Below are 21,472 nucleotides of genomic sequence, written 5' to 3'. Positions count from 1 at the left end.
TCCCGCGGATCGACGCCATGACTGTCCGGTCACGGGCTTGTCCCTGCTTCCCATGTCAGACACCCAAGCCCCGATGTTTTAGCTTTTCCAGGCTGCGCGCGGCCGCACGGACTCGCCGCTGCGCGCTCCTTTTTCCCGAATTTACAGCAGGTTACCCCCATGCAATTTCGCGAGCTGATGGCTGTTATTTCCACCCATGCGATCCGCCTTCAACAGGACGATGAAGACCTGGTCATTCTGGGCAACGACGACGCGCTGGACGACGCGTTGTGGGACAGCCTCGCCAAGCACAAGGCGCAATTGCTGGAGCTGGTGGCGAGCCACGGCGGCGACTGGTCGAGCCCGGCGCTGCGCATCACTCCGGACATGCTGCCGCTGGTGCAACTGGATCAGCCGGCCATCGACCGCATCGTCGCCACCGTGCCGGGCGGCGTGGCGAACGTGCAGGACATTTATCCGCTGGCGCCGTTGCAGGAGGGGCTGCTTTATCACCATCTCTCCGCGCCGGAGGGGGATCCCTACGTGTCGCAGGCGCGGTTCACGTTCGACAGTCGCGGACGGCTGGATACATTCACCGACGCGCTGCGTCGGGTGATCGGGCGCCATGACATTTTGCGCACCGCCATCCTCTGGGAGCATCTGGACGATCCCGTGCAGGTGGTCTGGCGTGAAGCCCCGCTGGTCTGTGAGGAAGTCGATTTGAATGACCGCGAGGACGTACTCGCGCAATTGCTGGCACGCCACGACCCGCAGTACTTTCGCCTCGACCTGCAACAGGCCCCGTTGTTGCGGTTGGTGTTCGCCGAGGATCCGGCCAACGACCGGGTGGTCGCATTGTTGCTGTTCCATCACATGATCATGGATCACGTCGCGCTCGATGTGGTACGCCGGGAAATTCAGGCCTACCTGTCAGGCCGCGATGCCGAAGTAGCGAGGGCGGTGCCGTTTCGCGACCACCTGGCGAGGGCACGTCTGGGCTCGGATGAGCAAGCGCACCAGGCATTTTTCCGCGAGATGCTCGGCGACATCGACGAGCCGACGCTGCCCGGTGGCTTGCACGATGTACAAGGTGGCGGTCAGGGCATCGAGGAAGTCTCGTGCATGCTCGACAGCGATCTGAGCCAGCGCCTGCGTACCCAGGCGCGACAATCAGGCGTGAGCGTGGCGAGCCTGATGCACCTGGCCATGGCACGCGTGCTGGGGCAGTTGTGCGGGCGCTCGGCGGTGGTGTTCGGCACCGTTCTGCTGGGACGGATGAACGCGGCTGACGGTGTCGAGCAAGCATTGGGGATGTTCATCAATACGCTGCCTTTGCGGGTGGATGTCGGCGGGTCGAGCGTTCATGACGGCGTGCTGGCGACGCACCGGCGTCTGACCGCGCTGCTCGCCCATGAGCAGGCGTCCCTGGCACTGGCCCAGCGTTGCAGCGCCGTGGCGGTGCCGACGCCGCTGTTCAGCGCCATGCTCAACTACCGCCACAGCAGCGTGGAGGAAGTTGCCGAGGTGATCGAGCTGTCTCCGGGGGTGCACGTGTTGGGCGCCCGCGAGCGCACCAATTACCCGTTGACGGTCAACATCGATGACCTCGGTCAGGACCTGCGCATCACGGTGCTGGCCGACGCGACGCTTGGCGCCTCCCGAATCGCCGGATACCTGCGCACGGCACTGGACAGTCTTGTCGATGCGCTGCAGAACAACCCGCAAGCCGCATTGCACAGCCTCAACATCCTGCCGCCCGCCGAGCGTGAGCACTGGTTGTATGGCGTCAATACACCGAGGGCGAGTTTTCTCGACACGCCGTTGATCCATCAGCAATTCGAAGCGCATGCGCACACCCGGCCCGAGGCAGTCGCGTTGCTGTTCGAGGGCAGGACTTACAGTTATGAGGCACTCAACCGACAGGCCAACCAGGTGGCCCATCGTTTGCTCGCCCTCGGCATTCGTCCGGATGACCGGGTAGCGATCTGCGTTGAGCGCGGCCCGCAAATGATCGTCGGCCTGCTCGGTGTGCTCAAGGCGGGCGCCGGTTATGTGCCGATCGATCCGGCTTATCCGCTGGAGCGGATCACCTTCACCCTGCAAGACAGTGCGCCGGTGGCGGTGCTGATGCAGGCAGCGACTCTGGATCGGATTGCCGGGCTATCCGTGCCGCAGATCGACCTCGATAACGACGGTTTGCAGACCGAACCTGAATTCAACCCGCAGATCCCGGACTTGAATCCGGCGCATCTGGCCTACGTGATCTACACCTCTGGCTCCACCGGGCTGCCCAAAGGGGTGATGGTCGAGCACCGCAACGTGGCACGCCTGTTTGGCGCGACCCACGATTGGTTCCGGTTCAATGCGCAAGACGTCTGGGCGTTGTTTCACTCGTTTGCCTTTGATTTCTCGGTCTGGGAAATCTGGGGCGCGCTGGCTTACGGCGGTCAGTTGCTGGTGGTGCCGCAACACATCAGCCGCTCGCCGGACGAGTGTTATGCGTTGCTCTGCCGCACGGGGGTCACCGTACTCAACCAGACGCCGAGCGCTTTCCGTCAGTTGATCGCCGCCCAGGGCCGCAGCCCGTTGCAACATTCGCTGCGCGAAGTGATTTTTGGCGGTGAAGCGCTGGAGCCAGGATCGCTCAAACCCTGGTATGCGCGGGTCGGCAACGCCGGCACCCGGCTGGTGAACATGTACGGCATCACCGAAACCACGGTGCATGTGACCTATCGACCGTTGGTGGCGGCAGACGCGCAATTGACCGCCAGCAGCCCGATCGGCGTGCGCATTCCCGACCTGCACCTATACGTCCTCGATGCTCGGCGGGAGCCAGTGCCAGCCGGGGTGACCGGTGAGTTGTATGTGGGTGGCGCCGGGGTTGCCCGTGGTTATCTGAATCGTGAGGCGTTGACCGCCGAGCGCTTTATCGCCGATCCGTTCAGCGAGCATGCCGAAGCGCGTTTGTACAAGACCGGCGATCTGGCTCGGTGGACGGTGGAGGGCGAACTCGAATACCTGGGACGCAACGACGATCAGGTGAAAATCCGCGGTTTCCGTATCGAACTTGGCGAGATTCAGGCACGTCTTGCAGCCTGCGACGGCGTGCGCGATGCGCTGGTGATCGCCCGCGAGGACAGCCCCGGCGACACGCGTCTGGTGGTCTACTGGCTGGCCGCCGAAGGTGTCGAACCGAGCGTTGCGCAATTGCGCGATCACCTGCTGGCATCGCTGGCCGAGCATATGGTGCCGGGCGCGTTCGTGCGCCTCGATGCCTTCCCGCTGACGGCCAACGGCAAACTCGATCGCCGGGCGTTGCCGCAGCCGGACAACGAAGCCTTCGCCCGGCGGGCATTTGAAGCACCGCTCGGCGAAATCGAAACCCGCATCGCTGTGATCTGGCAGACCTTGCTCGGACTGGACCGGGTGGGCAGGCATGACAATTTCTTCGAGCTGGGCGGGCATTCGTTGCTGGCGGTGAAGCTGATCGAGCGCATGCGTCAGCAAAACATGCAGTGCGACGTCCGTGTGCTGTTCGGCCAGCCAAGCGTGGCGGCACTCGCCGCGACGCTGGGAGGGGACGCCACGATCAGCGTGCCGGCCAACCGCATCGAACCCGGTTGCACCCGCATCACCCCGGACATGCTGCCGCTGGCCACGCTGGATCAAGCGGCCATCGACCGTATCGTCGAGACCGTCGAGGGCGGTATCGACAACGTGCAGGACATCTACGCCCTGGCACCGTTGCAGGCGGGAATCCTCTATCACCATCTGGCCATCGCCGACGGTGACCCGTACGTGCTGCAAGCGCAATTCGCCTTCGACGGACTGGCGCAGATCAAGGCGTTCGTTCGCGCGTTGAACAGTGTCATCGCCCGGCACGACGTCCTGCGTACCAGCGTGGTAAGGGAAAACCTTGACGAGCCAGTGCAAGTTGTTTGGCGTTCGGCGCCGCTGGCACTGGAGCGGGTGGATGCCGATCCGCAGGACGGTGATGTGTTGCAGCAAATGCAGGCGCGCTTCGATCCGCGACACTATCGCCTGGACTTGCAGCGTGCGCCGTTGATGCGCTTCGCCTACACCGAAGACCCGTTGCAAAACCGCTGGGTCGGAATCCTGCTGTTGCACCACATCGTGCTCGATCACACCGCGCTCGAGGTGTTGGTGGCCGAGATGAGCGACGCACTTGACGGGCAAGTCGGCGCGCTGCCGCCCCCCGTGCAATACCGCAACTATGTCGCTCAGGCCCGTCTCGGTTCGAATGCCCAGGCACATGAAGCGTTCTTTCGCGAGATGCTCGGCGACATCGTCGAACCGACCCTGGCGTTCGGCCTGCGAGACGTACTCGGCGATGGCACAAACATCGTGGACAGCGAACTGGCACTGGATGAGGGTCTTGCCGGGCGCCTGCGCAAACAGGCCCGCACGCTGGGCATCAGTGTTGCGAGTCTGGTGCATCAGGCCTGGGGTCAGGTACTTGCGCAGGTCTGCGGGCGCGAGGAGGTGGTATTCGGTACGGTGCTGCTGGGGCGCATGCAGGGTGGAGAGGGCGCCGACCGTTCGTTGGGTATGTTCATCAACACACTGCCGCTGCGGGTCCATGTCGGGGCAACGACGGTGGAGGCGGGTGTCAGGTCTACCCACGAGCGTCTGGCGCAACTGCTGGTGCATGAGCAGGCGCCGCTGATACTGGCTCAACGTTGCAGTGGCGTGACGGGTTCGGATCCGCTGTTCAATACCTTGCTCAACTATCGCCACAGTGCGCAACAGACGGCTACGCCGGGATGGGAAGGCATCCGGATTCTCGATTCTCGTGAGCGCAGCAACTATCCGCTGGTGGTCAGCGTCGACGACCTTGGACAGGGCTTCCGGCTTTCTGTGCAGGCAGTGCCCGAAGTGGATGGCATGCGGGTCTGCGACTACCTGCAAGCGGCATTGCACAATTTACTGAGCGCGCTGGAACAAGACCGCAATGCGCCATTGAATCAGGTGTCGATTCTGTCGGCGGCCGAACGCCAGCGCGTGCTGGTCGGTTTCAATGTTACCGGTCGCGACTTTGCCCACGGCCATGTGGTGCACCAATTGTTTGAAGCGCGAGCAGCGACCCAACCCGACGCTGTAGCAGTGGTGCAGGGCGGGCAAAGTCTGAGCTACGACGGGTTGAACCGCCGCGCCAACCGCCTGGCCCATCACCTGATCGGCCTCGGTGTGCAACCGGACGATCGCGTCGCGCTCTGCGTGCAGCGTGGTCCGCAGATGCTGGTCGGGCTGCTGGCGATTCTCAAGGCTGGCGCCGGTTATGTTCCGGTCGATCCGGCACATCCGGCAGAACGGATCACTTATCTGTTGCAGGACAGCGACCCGGTGGCGGTACTGGCACAGACAGTCACCCGCGACCTGCTGGGCGCCGTGCCGGTGATCAATCTTGACAGCGACGCCTGGCAGCACCTGCCGGACAGCAATCCACAGTTGCCGGAACTGACCCCGGCACATCTGGCCTACGTGATCTACACCTCCGGCTCCACCGGCCAGCCGAAGGGCGTGATGGTCGAACACGCGACCCTGGAAAACCTTGTCCACTGGCACACCGAAGCCTTTGACCTGCACGCCGGCAGCCACACCGCCAGCGTGGCCGGGTTCGGTTTCGATGCGATGGCCTGGGAAGTCTGGCCGGCGCTGTGCGTCGGCGCGACCCTGCACCTGCCGCCGGGATCGGTGAGCAACGAGCATCTGGACGAACTGCTCGACTGGTGGCGTGCGCAGCCGTTGCAGGTCAGTTTCCTGCCAACCCCGGTGGCCGAATATGCGTTCAGCCGTGAACTGCAACATCCGACCTTGCGCACTTTGCTGATCGGTGGTGACAAGCTGCGTCAGTTCAATCGCGAACAGAGTTTCGCGGTGATCAACAACTATGGCCCGACTGAAGCCACGGTGGTCGCCACCTCCGGCCGGGTCGAAGTCGGCCAGCCGCTGCACATCGGCCGGCCGATTGCCAACGCCAAGGTCTATTTGCTGGATGAGCAGCAACGCCCCGTGCCAGTGGGTGTGACGGGGGAGTTGTACGTCGCCGGCGCCGGCGTGGCGCGGGGTTACCTGAACCGTCCCGATCTGACCGCTGAACGCTTCCTGAATGATCCGTTCAACGAAGGACGCATGTACCGCACCGGCGACCTCGCACGCTGGCTGGCGGACGGCAACATCGAGTACCTGGGCCGCAACGACGATCAGGTGAAACTGCGCGGCGTGCGAGTTGAACTGGGGGAAATCGAAGCGGCGCTGGCCAGCCATCCGGCAGTGCAGGACGCAGTGGCGCTGGTGCGCGACGGGCAGTTGCTGGTGTGGTTCACCGAGCGTGCGCCGACCGATATCGAAACCCTGCGCAATCATCTGCAAACCCGATTGCCGCAAGCGCTGATCCCGGCGGCTTACGTGCGCCTCGACGCCTTGCCGCTGACCGCCAACGGCAAACTCGACCGCAAGGCCTTGCCGGAACCGGATCAGAACGCCTGGCTCAGCCGCGAATACGAAGCCCCGCAAGGCCCGGTGGAAACTGCGTTGGCGCAGATCTGGGCCGATGTCCTGAAGCTGGAAAAAGTCGGTCGCCACGACAACTTCTTCGAACTGGGCGGCCACTCGCTGCTGGCCGTCACCCTGATCGAACGCCTTCGCCAGATCGGCCTGAGCACCGACGTGCGCGTGCTGTTCAGCCAGCCAACGCTGGCTGCATTGGCCGCGGCGGTGGGCAGCGGTCGCGAAATCGAAGTGCCGGCCAATCGCATTCCTGCCGACTGCACCCGCATCACTCCGGAGTTGCTGAGCCTGACCGAACTGGATCAGCCGAGCATCGACCGGATCGTTGCCACGGTGCCCGGCGGCGCCGCCAACTTGCAGGACATTTACCCGCTGGCGCCGTTGCAGGAAGGCATCCTCTATCACCACTTGAGCGCGGAGCAGGGCGATCCGTATCTGCTGCAATCATGTCTGGCCTTTGCCAGCGTCGAGCGCCTGCGCGCTTTTGCCAACGCCTTGCAAAAGGTGATTGCGCGCCACGACATCCTGCGCACCAGTCTGGTTTGGGAAGGATTGCCGAACCCGCAGCAAGTGGTATGGCGAGAAGCCGCGCTGGCGGTGCAATCGGTCGATTTGAGTCCGCTGGATGGCGATATCCTCGATCAGTTGCGCGCACGCTTCGATGCCCGGGATTATCGCCTCGACCTCGGTCAGGCACCGCTGATCCGTTTGGTGTATGCCGAAGATCCGCTGCATGACCGGGTGGCAGGCGTGCTGTTGTTTCATCACGTCGTGCTGGATCACACCGCGCTGGAGGTGGTTCGCCGGGAAATGCAGTTGTATCTGCCGGGGCAGGTTGAGTCTTTGCCGCCTGCCGCGCCCTACCGCAACTACGTCCATCAGGCTCGCCAAGGCATCAGCGAGGAAGAACACGAAAGCTTCTTTCGCGAGATGCTCGGTGATATTGACGAGCCGACCCTGCCATTCGGATTGCAGGACGTACAGGGCGACGGCCGCAACATCGAGGAGCATTCGCTGGCGCTGCCGGTGGAATTGAATCGGCACCTGCGCAGCCAGGCACGGCAATACGGGGTCAGCGTCGCGAGCCTGTTTCATCTCGCCTGGGCACGGGTGCTGGCGGCGACCTCCGGACGCCGGGACGTCGTGTTCGGCACGGTGCTGCTGGGCCGCATGCAAGGCGGTGAGGGCGCGGATCGGGCATTGGGGATGTTCATCAACACCTTGCCGCTGCGCGTGGAGGTTGCCGGGCAAAGTGTGAGCGAAGCGGTTCGAACGGTTCATGAGCGGTTGGCGGCTTTACTGGGACATGAGCATGCGTCGCTGGCACTGGCTCAGCGTTGCAGCGCCGTGGCCGCCCCTTTGCCGCTGTTCAGCGCGGTACTCAACTATCGGCATGGCGGCCACGACGCTGCGCGAGAGCCTGTTGATCCGGTCTGGCAAGGCATCGAATTCCTGGCCCAGGACGGGCGCACGAATTATCCGCTGACCCTGAGCATCAACGACCGGGGTGATGGCTTCAATCTGTCGGTGCTGACCCCGGATCATGTGGGGGCGCAGCGGGTCTGCGAGCTGATGCACACCGCTCTGACGGAGCTGGCGACAGCGTTGGCTGACAACCCCGGACAGGCCTTTGAACGTCTCAACGTCCTGTCCGCGGCGGCGCGCGAGCAGCTGCTTGGCGACTTCAATGCGAGCTCCGCCGTTTACCCGTCAGCGCAAGGTGCTCATCATCTGTTCGAAGCGCAGGTTGCGCGCACGCCGGATGCCGTGGCGGTTCAGGCGGGCACGCAGCGCCTGACTTTCTGGCAATTGAACCAGCGCGCCAATCGCCTGGCCCATCATCTGCAGGGGATGGGTGTTACCACCGATACGCGAGTGGCGATCTGTCTCAAACGCAGCCCGGAAATGCTGGTCGGTTTGCTGGCGATCCTCAAGGCCGGCGCCGCCTATGTACCGGTCGACCCGGCTTATCCACCCGAGCGAATCGCTTACATGCTGGCCGACAGTGCGCCGAGGGTGGTACTGGTTCGCAACGTCGATTTGCCGAATCAGTCGGGCGTGCCGGTGATCGATCTCGCCCATGAAACCTGGTCAGGCCTGTCGGTTGCTGATCCGCAGGTCGCCGATTTTACGCCGGACAACCTGGCCTATGTGATCTACACCTCGGGCTCCACCGGCCAGCCGAAGGGCGTGATGGTCGAACACGCGACCCTGGAAAATCTCGTGCACTGGCACGCCGAAGCCTTTGACCTGCACGCCGGCAGCCACACCGCCAGCGTGGCCGGGTTCGGTTTCGATGCGATGGCGTGGGAAGTCTGGCCGGCGCTGTGCGTCGGCGCGACGTTGCACCTGCCGCCGGAATCGGTGAGCAACGAGCACCTGGACGAACTGCTCGACTGGTGGCGGGCGCAGCCGTTGCAAGTGAGCTTTTTGCCGACTCCGGTGGCCGAATATGCGTTCAGCCGCGAACTGCAACATCCGACCCTGCGCACCTTGCTGATCGGCGGCGACAAGCTGCGTCAGTTCAATCGCGAGCAGACCTTCTCGGTGATCAACAACTACGGTCCGACCGAGGCTACGGTGGTCGCCACGTCCGGGCCGGTCGAAGTCGGCCAACCGCTGCACATCGGCCGGCCGATGGCCAACGCCCGAATCTATCTGCTCGATGACCAGCAACGTCCGGTGCCAGTGGGTGTGACGGGGGAGTTGTACGTCGCCGGCGCCGGCGTGGCGCGGGGTTACCTGAACCGTCCCGATCTGACCGCTGAACGCTTCCTGAATGATCCGTTCAACGAAGGACGCATGTACCGCACCGGCGACCTCGCACGCTGGCTGGCGGACGGCAACATCGAGTACCTGGGCCGCAACGACGATCAGGTGAAACTGCGCGGCGTGCGAGTTGAACTGGGGGAAATCGAAGCGGCGCTGGCCAGCCATCCGGCAGTGCAGGACGCAGTGGCGCTGGTGCGCGACGGGCAGTTGCTGGTGTGGTTCACCGAGCGTGCGCCGACCGATATCGAAACCCTGCGCAATCATCTGCAAACCCGATTGCCGCAAGCGCTGATCCCGGCGGCTTACGTGCGCCTCGACGCCTTGCCGCTGACCGCCAACGGCAAACTCGACCGCAAGGCCTTGCCGGAACCGGATCAGAACGCCTGGCTCAGCCGCGAATACGAAGCCCCGCAAGGCCCGGTGGAAACTGCGTTGGCGCAGATCTGGGCCGATGTCCTGAAGCTGGAAAAAGTCGGTCGCCACGACAACTTCTTCGAACTGGGTGGCCATTCGCTGCTGGCCGTCACCCTGATCGAACGCCTTCGCCAGATCGGCCTGAGCACCGACGTGCGCGTGCTGTTCAGCCAGCCAACTCTGGCAGCCCTGGCCGCGGCGGTGGGCAGCGGTCGCGAAATCGAAGTGCCGGCCAATCGCATTCCTGCCGACTGCACCCGCATCACTCCGGAGTTGCTGAGCCTGACCGAGCTGGATCAGTCGAGCATCGACCGCATCGTCGCCAGCGTGCCCGGCGGCGCCGCCAACGTGCAGGACATTTACCCGCTGGCGCCGTTGCAGGAGGGCATCCTCTATCACCACTTGAGCGCAGAGCAGGGCGACCCGTATCTGCTGCAATCGCGGCTGGCCTTCGACAGCATCGAGCGTGTGGAAGCGTTCGCGACGGCGCTGCGTCAGGTCATTGCCCGTCACGACATCCTGCGTACAGCGGTGATCTGGCAGAAATTGGCCGAGCCAATGCAAGTGGTCTGGCGTCACGCAGATCTGCCTGTGCAGGAGATCGTGCTTGATCCGGCGGATGGCGACATCCTCGAGCAATTGCACGGGCGTTTCGATGCCCGTCACTACCGCCTCGACATCAGCCAGGCACCGTTGCTGCGTCTGGTGTATGCCCGTGATCCGGCCCACGACCGGGTGGTCGCGATGCTGCTGTTCCACCATGTGGTGATGGATCACACCGCGCTGGACGTGGTGCAGCACGAAATGCTCGCCTGCCTGCAAGGGCGCGAAGCCTCGCTGGGCGCGGCGGTGCCTTACCGCAACTACGTGGCGCAGGCGCGGCTGGGTGTCAGCGAGCAGGAGCACGAAGCGTTCTTCCGCGACATGCTCGGCGACATCGACGAGCCGACCCTGCCGTTCGGATTGCAGGATGTACAAGGTGACGGTAGCGACATCGAGGAAACGCAGCAGGCCCTGACCGATGCAACCGGCCAGCGTCTACGCAGCCTGACCCGGCAACTGGGCATCAGCGTGGCCAGCCTGTTCCACCTTGCGTGGGCACAGGTGCTGGCCGCGACGTCCGGGCAGGAGCGGGTGGTATTCGGCACGGTGCTGATGGGCCGGATGCAGGGTGGCGAGGGGGCCGACCGGGCGCTGGGGATGTTCATCAACACCTTGCCGCTGCGGGTCGATCTCGGAGATACGCCAGTGCGCGAAGGGGCTCGGGCGACGCATGCGCGGCTCAGTGCGCTGCTCGGCCATGAACACGCTTCACTGGCGCTGGCCCAGCGTTGCAGCGGTGTGGCCGCGCCGTCGCCGCTGTTCAGTTCGATGCTCAACTACCGGCACAGCGCTGATGAAGCTCAACAGCAAAACCTGCGTCAGGCCTGGCAAGGCATCGAGACTCTGAGCAGCGAAGAACGCACCAACTATCCGCTGAGTCTGGGCGTCGATGATCTGGGCAGCGGTTTTGTGCTCACCGCCATGACCCCGGCGAGCATCGGTTCGCAGCGGATCTGCGACTACATGCAGACCGCGCTGGAGACACTGGCGGAGGCTCTGGAGCAGGCACCGGATCAGCCGCTGAACCGCTTGCCGATCCTTGACGGCGCTGAACGTCAGCAGGTTCTGTACGACCTCAACGTCACCGGCACCGCAGACAATCTGCAGCAAACCGTTCACGGGCTGTTCGAAGCGCAAGTACAACGCACGCCGCAAGCCGTTGCTTTGCAGGCTGGTGAGCAGCGGCTGACTTACGCCGAACTCAACGCACAGGCCAACCGTCTGGCCCATCACCTGCGCGAGCTGGGCGTGGGGCCGGATTCTCGGGTGGCGATCTGTGTCGAGCGCGGGCTGGAGCTGATGGTCGGTCTGCTCGGCATTCTCAAGGCGGGCGGTGCCTATGTGCCGCTGGATCCGGCGTACCCGGCAGAACGTCTGGATTACATGCTCAAGGACAGCGCGCCGATAGCGGTGCTGGTGCACGGGGCGACGCGTGCGTTGCTGGGCGAGAGCACTGCGCTGGTGATCGATCTGGATCAGACTCACTGGACATTCAATCCGGACGACAACCCGCAAGTACCGAACCTGAGCGCTTCGAACCTGGCCTACGTGATCTACACCTCCGGTTCGACCGGTGCGCCGAAAGGCGTGATGGTCGAGCACCGTGGTGTGGGCAACCTGTTGCACTGGAGTTCGCAGCTATGTCCCGCCGTGACGGATGGCGCGCTGTTGCAGAAAACCCCGTTCAGTTTCGATGCCTCGGTCTGGGAGCTGTTCTGGCCGTTGAGCGCCGGGCTGCGTCTGGTGCTGGCGCGTCCCGACGGACACCGCGAGCCGGCGTATCTGGTGCAGGTGATTCGCGAACAACGGATCAGCGTGATCCAGTTTGTGCCGGTGCTGTTGCAACAGTTCCTCGAGCAGGACGATGTCAGCCAGTGCAGCAGTCTCACCGACGTGTTCTGTGGCGGTGGCGACCTGACGCCGGCGCTGGCCCGCCTTGTGCGCGAGCGTTTGCCGCAAGTGCGCTTGCACAACGTTTACGGCCCGACTGAAGCCACGGTCGACAGCACGGTGTGGACGCTGGAGCCGTCGATGCCGGTGCCGGACAGCGCGTTGCCGATCGGGCGGCCGATCAACAACACTCGTCTGTACGTACTCGACGCCGCCGAACGGCCGGTGCCGATGGGCGTCATCGGTCAATTGTTCATTGGTGGTGCCGGGGTTGCGCGGGGTTATCTGGGGTTGCCGCAGTTGATGGCTGAACGGTTTATCCCGAGCCCGTTCGTGGCTGGCGATCGGCTGTACGCCACGGGCGACCGGGTGCGCTACCGCGCCGATGGCCAGCTCGAATTCATCGGGCGCAACGACTTCCAGGTCAAGCTGCGTGGCCTGCGCCTGGAACCGGGTGAAATCGAAGCGCAATTGTTGAGTCATCCGGCGCTGCGCGAAGCCGTGGTGCTGGTGCGTGATGAGCGTCTGGTGGCGTACTTCACCTGGCACGCCGAGGCCGGCCAGCCGGGGATCGAGGCGTTGCGCGAACACTTGCTCGCACGCTTGCCCGATTACATGGTGCCGTCGGCATTCGTCGCGCTCGACAGCCTGCCGCTGAGCCCTAATGGCAAGGTCGATCGCAAGGCGCTGCCCGCACCGGATTCGGCTGCAGTCAGCATTCGCGAATACGAAGCGCCGGTCGGCGAGATGGAAATCCTCCTCGCGCGACTGTGGTGTGAATTGCTCAAAGTCGAGCGCGTCGGGCGACAAGACCATTTCTTTGAGCTGGGTGGGCATTCGTTGCTGGCGGTCAGTCTGATCGGGCGCCTGCAACAGGAAGGTATCGAAGCCGATGTCCGGACGTTGTTCGAGCAACCGACTCTGGCTGGTTACGCGGCTATCACGGAAAGAATGGAGATCGTCCTGTGAACCTGAATGAACTGTTGGCGACGCTGAAGACAAAAGACATCCAGTTGGCAATCACGGACGGACAATTACGGGTCAATGGCAACAAGCAGGCCCTGAGTGAACAGGCCTTGCTGGCCGCATTGCGCGAGCACAAACCGGCATTGATCGAGCTGATCGAGGCGGGCGGTTACTCGCCCGCACGGGAAGGGCAGATTGCAGTGCCGGTCAATGGCATTTCACCGGGCACAACACGGGTTACCCCGGCGATGCTGACAATGGTTGACCTGAGCCAGGACACCCTCGATCAAATTGTCGCGCACATCCCTGGCGGCGGCGCCAATGTCCAGGACATCTATCCGCTGACGCCGTTGCAGGAAGGCATCCTCTACCACCACGCGAGCGCTGCACAGGGTGATCCGTATGTGATGCAGGCGAAATTCGCGTTCAGCGGACCTGAGCGGTTCGAGGCATTCGTCGAGGCCCTGCAGACCGTCATCGAACGCCACGACATTCTGCGCACCGCCATCGTCTGGGAAGGACTGGATACGCCGGTGCAAGTGGTCCTGCGACGTGTCGGGTTACCTGTGGAAGAAGTGCAGCTCGATCCGGCTCAAGGCGATGTTCTGGAGCAGTTGCATGCGCGATTCGACGCCCGGCATTTTCGTCTCGACGTGACACGTGCGCCGCTATTGCAACTGGCCCATGCCCGGGATGCAAAGACCGGGCGTATCGTCGCGATGTTGCTGTTTCATCACATGGCGATGGATCACTCGGCGCTGGCGGTGGTCAGCGAAGAAATGCAGGCTTGCCTGTCAGGGCAGAGCGCCAGACTGGGAGCGCCCGTACCGTTTCGCAATTATGTCGCCCAGGCGCGGCTTGGCATCAGCGAGTCGGAGCACGAGGCGTTTTTCCGCGAGATGCTGGGTGACATCGACGAACCGACGTTGCCGTTCGGCCTGCAAGGCGTGCATGGCGACGGCAGCGACATTGAAGAATGCAGTGTGTCAGTTGACCCACTGCTGGGGCAGCGCCTGCGAGCCAGTGCCCGTTCGCTCGGCGTGAGTGTCGCGAGTCTGTTTCATCTTGGCTGGGGGCAGGTCCTGAATGCACTCACCGGCAAGTCTCCTGTCGTGTTCGGTACTGTGCTGATGGGGCGGATGCAAGGAGCGGAATCTACCGACCGCGCGCTCGGCATTTTCATCAACACCTTGCCGCTACGGGTCGAGGTCAGCGCGCTGGCAGCGAGCGAGTCGGTGAAGGCCACACAGGCACGTCTGACGAGCCTGATGCGCCATGAGCACGCACCACTGGCGCTGGCCCAGCGCTGCAGCGGGGTGGTCGGGTCATCGCCGCTGTTCAGTTCGCTGCTCAATTATCGGCACAGCACCTCGAGTGCCAATGCCAGTGCCGAGGCGCTTTCGGCCTGGGAGGGGATCAGCGTCCTGCATGCGGAGGAACGCACCAATTACCCGCTGACCTTGAGCATCGATGACTTTGGCGATCACTTCAGCCTGACGCTGCTGGCCACCCGTGAGGTCGAGGCGCAGCGGATCTGCGGCTATATGGTGTGTGCCATGGAAAACCTGTTGCAGGCGCTGGCGCTCGCGGCGGATACGCCGCTGAGTCAACTGTCGGTGTTGCCCGCCCCGGAGCGCGAACAGCTGTTGACGGGGTTCAACGCCAGCGATGTCGAATACCCTCGCGGACAGACGATTCATCAACGCTTCGAGGCGCAGGTCGTCGCGCGACCGCAAGCGCTGGCGGCGGTGCATCTGGACAAGCAACTGACGTTTGACGAACTGAACCGCCAGGCCAACCGTCTGGCGCATCGCTTGATCGATCTGGGTGTGCTGCCGGATGACCGGGTCGCAGTCGTCGCCCGGCGAGGACTGGATACTCTGGCCGGATTGCTCGCAGTCCTCAAGGCAGGCGCCGGGTATGTGCCGATCGACCCCGCGCATCCGGCCGAACGCCTGAACTATCTGCTGGGTGATTGCGCACCGGTGGCGATCCTGACTTCACGTGACCTCCTTGCACGGCTGCCGACGCAGGAGCTGCCGGTGATCGATCTCGACCCGCGCACCTGGCGCTCAGGCAATGACGCAAACCCCGTGGTACCGGGTCTGTCCGAGGCGAACCTGGCTTACGTGATCTACACCTCCGGCTCCACCGGTTTGCCCAAGGGCGTGATGGTCGAACACCAGACACTGGCCAATCTGGTCGACTGGCACAGCAACGCGTTTGACCTGTGTGCCGGCCGCCATACGTCGAGTCTGGCCGGGTTCGGCTTCGACGCGATGGCCTGGGAAGTCTGGCCATCGCTGTCCGTCGGCGCGACCCTGCACCTGGCGCCTGCGCAGGACGGCGGCGAAGACGTCGACGGGCTGCTGGCCTGGTGGTGCGCGCAACCGCTGGACGTGAGTTTCCTGCCGACGCCCGTCGCCGAATACGCCTTCAGCCGGCATCTCGAGCACCCGACATTGCGTACCCTGCTGATCGGCGGCGACCGCTTGCGTCAGTTTTCGCGCAATCAGCATTTCGATGTGATCAACAACTATGGCCCTACCGAAGCCACCGTAGTCGCCACGTCCGGACGGATCGAGGCGGGGGAGGCGCTGCACATCGGCAAACCGGTGAGCAATACCTCGGTGTACCTGCTCGACGACCAACAGCGTCCGGTGCCGATCGGCGTATCCGGCGAGCTGTATATCGGTGGCGCAGGCGTGGCGCGCGGTTACTTGAACCGTGCGCAACTGACCGCCGAACGCTTTCTGCCGGACCCCTTCAGTGAACGACCGAATGCGCGTATGTATCGCACTGGCGACCTAGCTCGCTGGCGCCCGGACGGGACGATCGACTATCTGGGGCGCAACGATGATCAAGTGAAAATCCGCGGCATGCGCATCGAATTGGGGGAAATCGAAAGCCGCCTGCATCAGCTTCCCGGCCTTCAGGAAGTGGTTGTCCTGGCTCGTGAAGACGAGCCAGGACAACCACGGCTGGTGGCCTATTTCACCGAGCAGGCCCAGGTGCAGCCACTGGCGGTAGCGCAGCTGCGCGAGCATTTGCTGGGCCAGTTGCCCGAATACATGGTGCCGGTCGCGTTCGTCAGGCTCGACAGCTTGCCGTTGACCGCCAATGGCAAGCTCGATCGCAAGGCCTTGCCGTTACCGGAGCGCACGGCCCTGCTCACACACGAATACGAGGCGCCACAAGGCGAACTGGAGTGCACACTGGCGCAGATCTGGGCCGAGGTTCTGCAGGTCGAACGGATAGGGCGTCAGGATCATTTCTTTGAGTTGGGCGGCCATTCGTTGCTGGCCATGCGCATGGTCGCGCAGGTGCGTCAGCGACTGGGTGTAGAGCTTGCGCTCGGCGAGTTGTTCGCCAATGCCGAACTGGCGTCGGTGGCGCAGTCGCTGACCCTGGTCGGACGCTCTACGCAGCCGCCGATCCTGCCGGTGCCACGGGAAGGCGCATTGCCGCTGTCGTTTTCCCAGCAGCGCTTCTGGTTTCTGGCGCAGATGGAAGGTGCCAACACGGCTTACAACATTCCGATCGGCCTGCGTTTGCGCGGTGTGCTCGACGCCGATGCGCTGCAGCGGGCGCTGGCCCGGATTGTCGCCCGGCACGAAAGCCTGCGCAGCCGCTTCGCTCCCAGCAATGGCGAAGCCCAGGTGCTGATTACCCCGCCCGACAGCGGTGTGCTGCTGCGTGTCGAAGACTTGCGCCAGCACCCGCTGGCCGACGAAGCCTTGCAGGCACTGATTCAGGGGGAGGCCTCAGGCCCGTTCGACCTGCAGGACGATCCGTTGATTCGCGGGCGACTGGTCCGTCTGGCCGACGATCACCATGTGCTGCTGATCACCTTGCATCACATCATTTCCGACGGTTGGTCGATGGAGGTGCTGACCCGCGAGCTGATGGCGTTGTATCAGGCTTTCAGTCAGGGGTTGGCGGACCCTTTGCCGCCGCTGGCATTGCAATACACCGACTATGCCGTCTGGCAGCGACGCTGGCTGAGCGGGGAGGTATTGCAGCGCCAGAGCGAATACTGGCAACGTACGCTGGCCGACGCGCCTGCCTTGCTGACGTTGCCTGCCGACCGACCGCGGCCGGCGCAACAGGATTACGCAGGCAGCAGCGTCGAAGTGTGCCTGGACGAGCGCTTGAGCGCCGGGCTCAAAGCCTTGAGCCAGCGCCATGGCGTGACGCTGTACATGACGATGCTGAGCGCGTGGGCGATGCTGCTCGGTCGTTTGGCCGGGCAATCGGACGTCGTGGTCGGCTCGCCGGTGGCCAACCGTCAGCGGGCCGAAATCGAGGGACTGATCGGGTTGTTCGTCAATACCCTGGCATTACGCATTGATACCTCCGGTGAGCTGAGCGTCGAAGCGTTGCTGGCGCGGGTCAAGGCGCTGACCCTGCAGGCCCAGGATCATCAGGACCTGCCCTTCGAGCAAGTGGTGGAAATCGCCCGACCGGCCCGCAGCCTGGCCCACAGCCCGCTGTTCCAGACCATGTTCAACTGGCGCAACAGCGACGGACCGGTGTTGGCGCTGGGGGATCTGACCCTGGAAGCGGTGGCCGAGCCGAGTCACTTCGCCAAGTTTGATCTGACCCTGACCCTGGGGGAGTCGCCCAACGGGATAAGTGGCTGGATGGAGTACGCCACAGCGCTCTTCGATGAGGCGACGGCACGGCGTTATGTCGGTTACTTCAAGCGTTTGTTGCAGGCCATGGTCAACAACGACCAGGCAGTGCTGGAACACGCGCAGATAATCGAGGATCAGGAACGCACGCAGTTGCTCGACGAATTCAACGCCAGCGCGCGGAACACTCCGCAAATACTGACCGTGCACCGTTTATTCGAGATGCAGGCTGCCAAAGATTCGCAAGCCGTCGCGGCGGTGCACGGAATGCAGGCGTTGAGTTACGCAGAATTGAACCGCCGCGCCAACGGCCTGGCTCATCACCTCATCGCCCAGGGTGTGCAGCCCGGCGATCATGTGGCGATCCTGTTGCCACGCTCGCTGGAGTTGTTGGTCGCACAGTTGGCGATCATCAAGTGTGCGGCGGCCTATGTGCCGCTGGACATCAATGCACCCGCCGAGCGTCAGGCATTCATGGTGCAGGATTGTCAGGCGGTCGCGCTGTTGACCGGCAGCGATCAGGCCATCGAGTACCCGGTACGGCGAATGGATCTGGATACCCTGGCGCTTGCCGGGAGTCCTTCGCACAACCCGGATCTACCTCAGTCCTCGGAGGCGCTGGCGTACATCATGTACACCTCGGGCTCCACGGGCACCCCGAAGGGGGTCATGGTGCCGCATCGCGGAATTACCCGCCTTGTGATCGATTGCGGCTACGCCGATTTCAACCCGAGTGACCGGGTGGCATTCGCTTCGAACCCGGCGTTCGATGCGAGCACCATGGATATCTGGGGCGCCCTGCTCAACGGTGGCCAGGTGGCCGTGATCGATCATGCGACCTTGCTCGACCCGCAGGCATTCGGTCGGGAGCTTGATCGGTGCGGGGCGACGATCCTCTTTGTCACCACCGCGTTGTTCAATCAGTACGTGCAATTGATTCCCGAGGTGCTAAAAAGGCTGCGCATCCTGCTGTGCGGTGGGGAGCGTGGCGATCCGGCGGCGTTTCGAAAGCTGCTCGCCGAAGCGCCGGACCTGCGCCTGGTGCATTGTTATGGCCCGACCGAAACCACGACGTACGCCACCACCTTCGAAGTGCGTGAGGTGGCGCCGGATGCGGACAGTGTTTCGATTGGCGGCCCCATCGGCAATACCCGCGTGTATGTGCTGGATAACCGGCAACAACCGGTGCCGTTCGGCGTCACCGGTGAGTTGTACATCGGTGGTCAGGGTGTTGCGCTGGGTTATCTGAATCGGCCTCAACTGAGTGCCGAGAAATTCCTCCGGGATCCGTTCAGCGACAATCCGCAAGCCTTGATGTATCGCACGGGTGACCTGGTGCGCTGGCAGGCGCCGGGGCGACTGGAATGCATCGGCCGCAACGATGACCAAGTGAAGATTCGCGGCTTCCGGATCGAGCTCGGAGAAATCGAAAACCGCCTGTTGAGTTGTCCGGGAGTCAAGGAAGCGGTGGTCCTGGCCCGACGCGACGAGCAGGCGCCAACGCGGCTGGTGGCCTATTACACCGCGCACGATTCGGAATTGCAGAGCGCTACTCTGCGCGCGCTGCTGCAAGCAAGGTTACCGGAGTACATGGTGCCGACCGCCTGGGTGGCGATGGCGAGCCTGCCGCTGAACAACAACGGCAAGTTCGATCGCAAAGCCCTGCCGGCGCCGACACACCAAGCGCTAGTCATGCGTGACTATGAAGCGCCGGCCAATCCTCTTGAGGAATCACTGGCCGGGCTATGGGCTGAAGTGTTGCAAGTCGGGCGGGTAGGGCGCCATGACAACTTCTTCGAACTGGGCGGGCATTCGCTGCTGGCGGTGCGGCTCGTCGATCTGATGCAAAAGGCCGACATGCCGGTTTCGTTGGCCGAGCTGTTCCAGCATCCCACTGTCGAGGGGACTGCCACGCTGCTGTGCCAGCGCAGTGACGCTGTGCCGCTCCATGACGGCGTGGTCGTGGTGCGTGCAAGTGACCAGGGAACGCCGTTGTTCCTGGTGCATGAGTTCAGCGGTCGTGACCTGTATTTCCCGGCGCTGGGCATGCACATCGGCGGTGAGTTCCCGATTTACGGCTTGCCGGGAATCGATTCCGGTATGACGCAACTGCGTACCATGGAATGCCTGGCAACCCGACTGGTCGAGGTGATCCGCGCCAGACAACCCCACGGCCCCTATCGGCTTGCCGGCTGGTCGTTCGGTGGCGTGCTGGCTTATGAAATCGCGGCGCAACTGCTCGGGATGGACGAGTCAGTGGCGTTCGTCGGGCTGATCGATACTTACGTGCCACGCCTGGCCGATCCGAACAAGGCGCAGTGGAACGATGTACATGTGCACAAGCGCCAATTGCTTTTGCATTGCACGGCGCATTGGGCCGGGCACGAGACACAGGGGCAGCAAGCACTGGCGCGTCTGGCCGTGTTGCAGACCGAACTTGAGCAGTGGGCGTTCGCCGATTTGTTCAACCATTGTCACGAGCAGCAGTTGCTCAGACCCGAGCTCGCGGCTGTCTCGCCGGAGGATGCCTGGCATTACCTCGACCGTGAAGTGGCCCACGGGCATGCGTTGGCGCATTACCGGATCAACCCGATCCGTCTGCCGTTGCATCTGCTGCGTGCCATGGAGCGTTCGGCGCCAATGTCGCGACTCAGCCTCACCCGCGGTTGGGCTGAAGAATTGCCAGGTGTGGAGCTGAACTGCATCGACGTACCAGGTGACCACCAGAGCATGATGAAAGCACCCCACGTTCAGGCATTGGGGCAGGCACTGACTCAGGCGTTGGAAACGGCAATTGCTCCAGTGCCACCGGCTTATCAGCCGATCCTGACGATTCAGACCGGTCACTCCGGGCATGCGCCGATTTTCTGTGTGCCGGGGGCTGGCGACAGTGTCACCGGGTTCCTCCACCTGACCGAGGCACTGGGGCCGGAGTGGCCGATTCATGGGTTGCAACCCCGAGGCCTCGACGGCGCGACGGTGCCGCACAGCCGGGTCGAAAGCGCCGCCACGTTCTACTTGCGGGCGCTTGAGCAGTTGTATCCGCAAGGACCGGTGCATCTGATCGGACATTCGTTCGGCGGCTGGGTGGCCTACGCCATGGCGGCGCAGTTGCAGGCCTTGGGGCGCGAAGTCGCGTCCCTGACCCTGATCGACAGCGAATCACCGGGCGGCAACAGCGTGGTGGGCAAGCCGTACACCATGACGGCGGCGTTGTTGCGGCTGATCGAGTCGCTGCAACTGTCCAGCGGCAAGTCTCTGGGCATCGATGCGCTGGCCTTTGCCGAAGCCGACGACACCACGCAAATGCGCCTGCTGCATGACGGGATGGTGCGCGCGGGTGTGCTGTCCGAACGTGCGTCAGTCGATGCGATGCAGGGGCCGGTGCGCACCTTCGCCACCGCGCTGCGCACGGTCTATCGATCGACTCTGGCCTACACCGGGCCGGTGCGTCTGGCGCTGGTGGACGACCCGACGCTGGACGCCTCGGGCAATCAGCGCGAACAGGCGGCGATGCTCGAAGGCTGGCAGCGCGAGGCCAGGGATCTGACTGTGTGGTACGGCCCCGGGAATCACTTCACGATTCTCAAGGCACCCAACGTCTTCAGTCTCGCGGCGTGGTGGCATGACGGGCTGACGGTGGCGGCGGATCAAGTGTTGTCCTGAGTGAAGTCTTTATCCTG

Annotated in this window: 2 protein-coding genes; both read left to right on the top strand. The window is 63.5% G+C overall.

Annotated features, from left to right (window positions below):
* The first annotated feature begins 159 nt into the window (after window positions 1-159).
* Window positions 160-13,158 carry a non-ribosomal peptide synthetase gene (locus tag CAF90_RS25980; RefSeq protein ID WP_085608938.1) on the top strand — a complete coding sequence of 4,333 codons (12,999 nt, stop codon included), beginning with the start codon at window positions 160-162 and terminating at the stop codon, window positions 13,156-13,158.
* Entirely contained in the window at window positions 13,155-21,455 is an 8,301-nt protein-coding gene (locus CAF90_RS25975; RefSeq protein WP_085608937.1) for a non-ribosomal peptide synthetase, read from the top strand. The genes CAF90_RS25980 and CAF90_RS25975 overlap by 4 nt, the downstream gene beginning before the upstream one ends.
* Window positions 21,456-21,472: the final 17 nt, after the last annotated feature.

The sequence above is a fragment of the Pseudomonas sp. B37(2017) genome (assembly GCF_002112885.1).
Taxonomy (GTDB): Bacteria; Pseudomonadota; Gammaproteobacteria; order Pseudomonadales; family Pseudomonadaceae; genus Aquipseudomonas; species Aquipseudomonas paraglycinae.
This window is presented reverse-complemented; position numbering and strand designations above follow the sequence as displayed.

Bases quoted from the DNA above. Each gene is read 5' to 3' on its own strand.
- CAF90_RS25980 (WP_085608938.1), top strand. From the start codon at position 160: ATGCAATTTCGCGAGCTGATGGCTGTTATTTCCACCCATGCGATCCGC.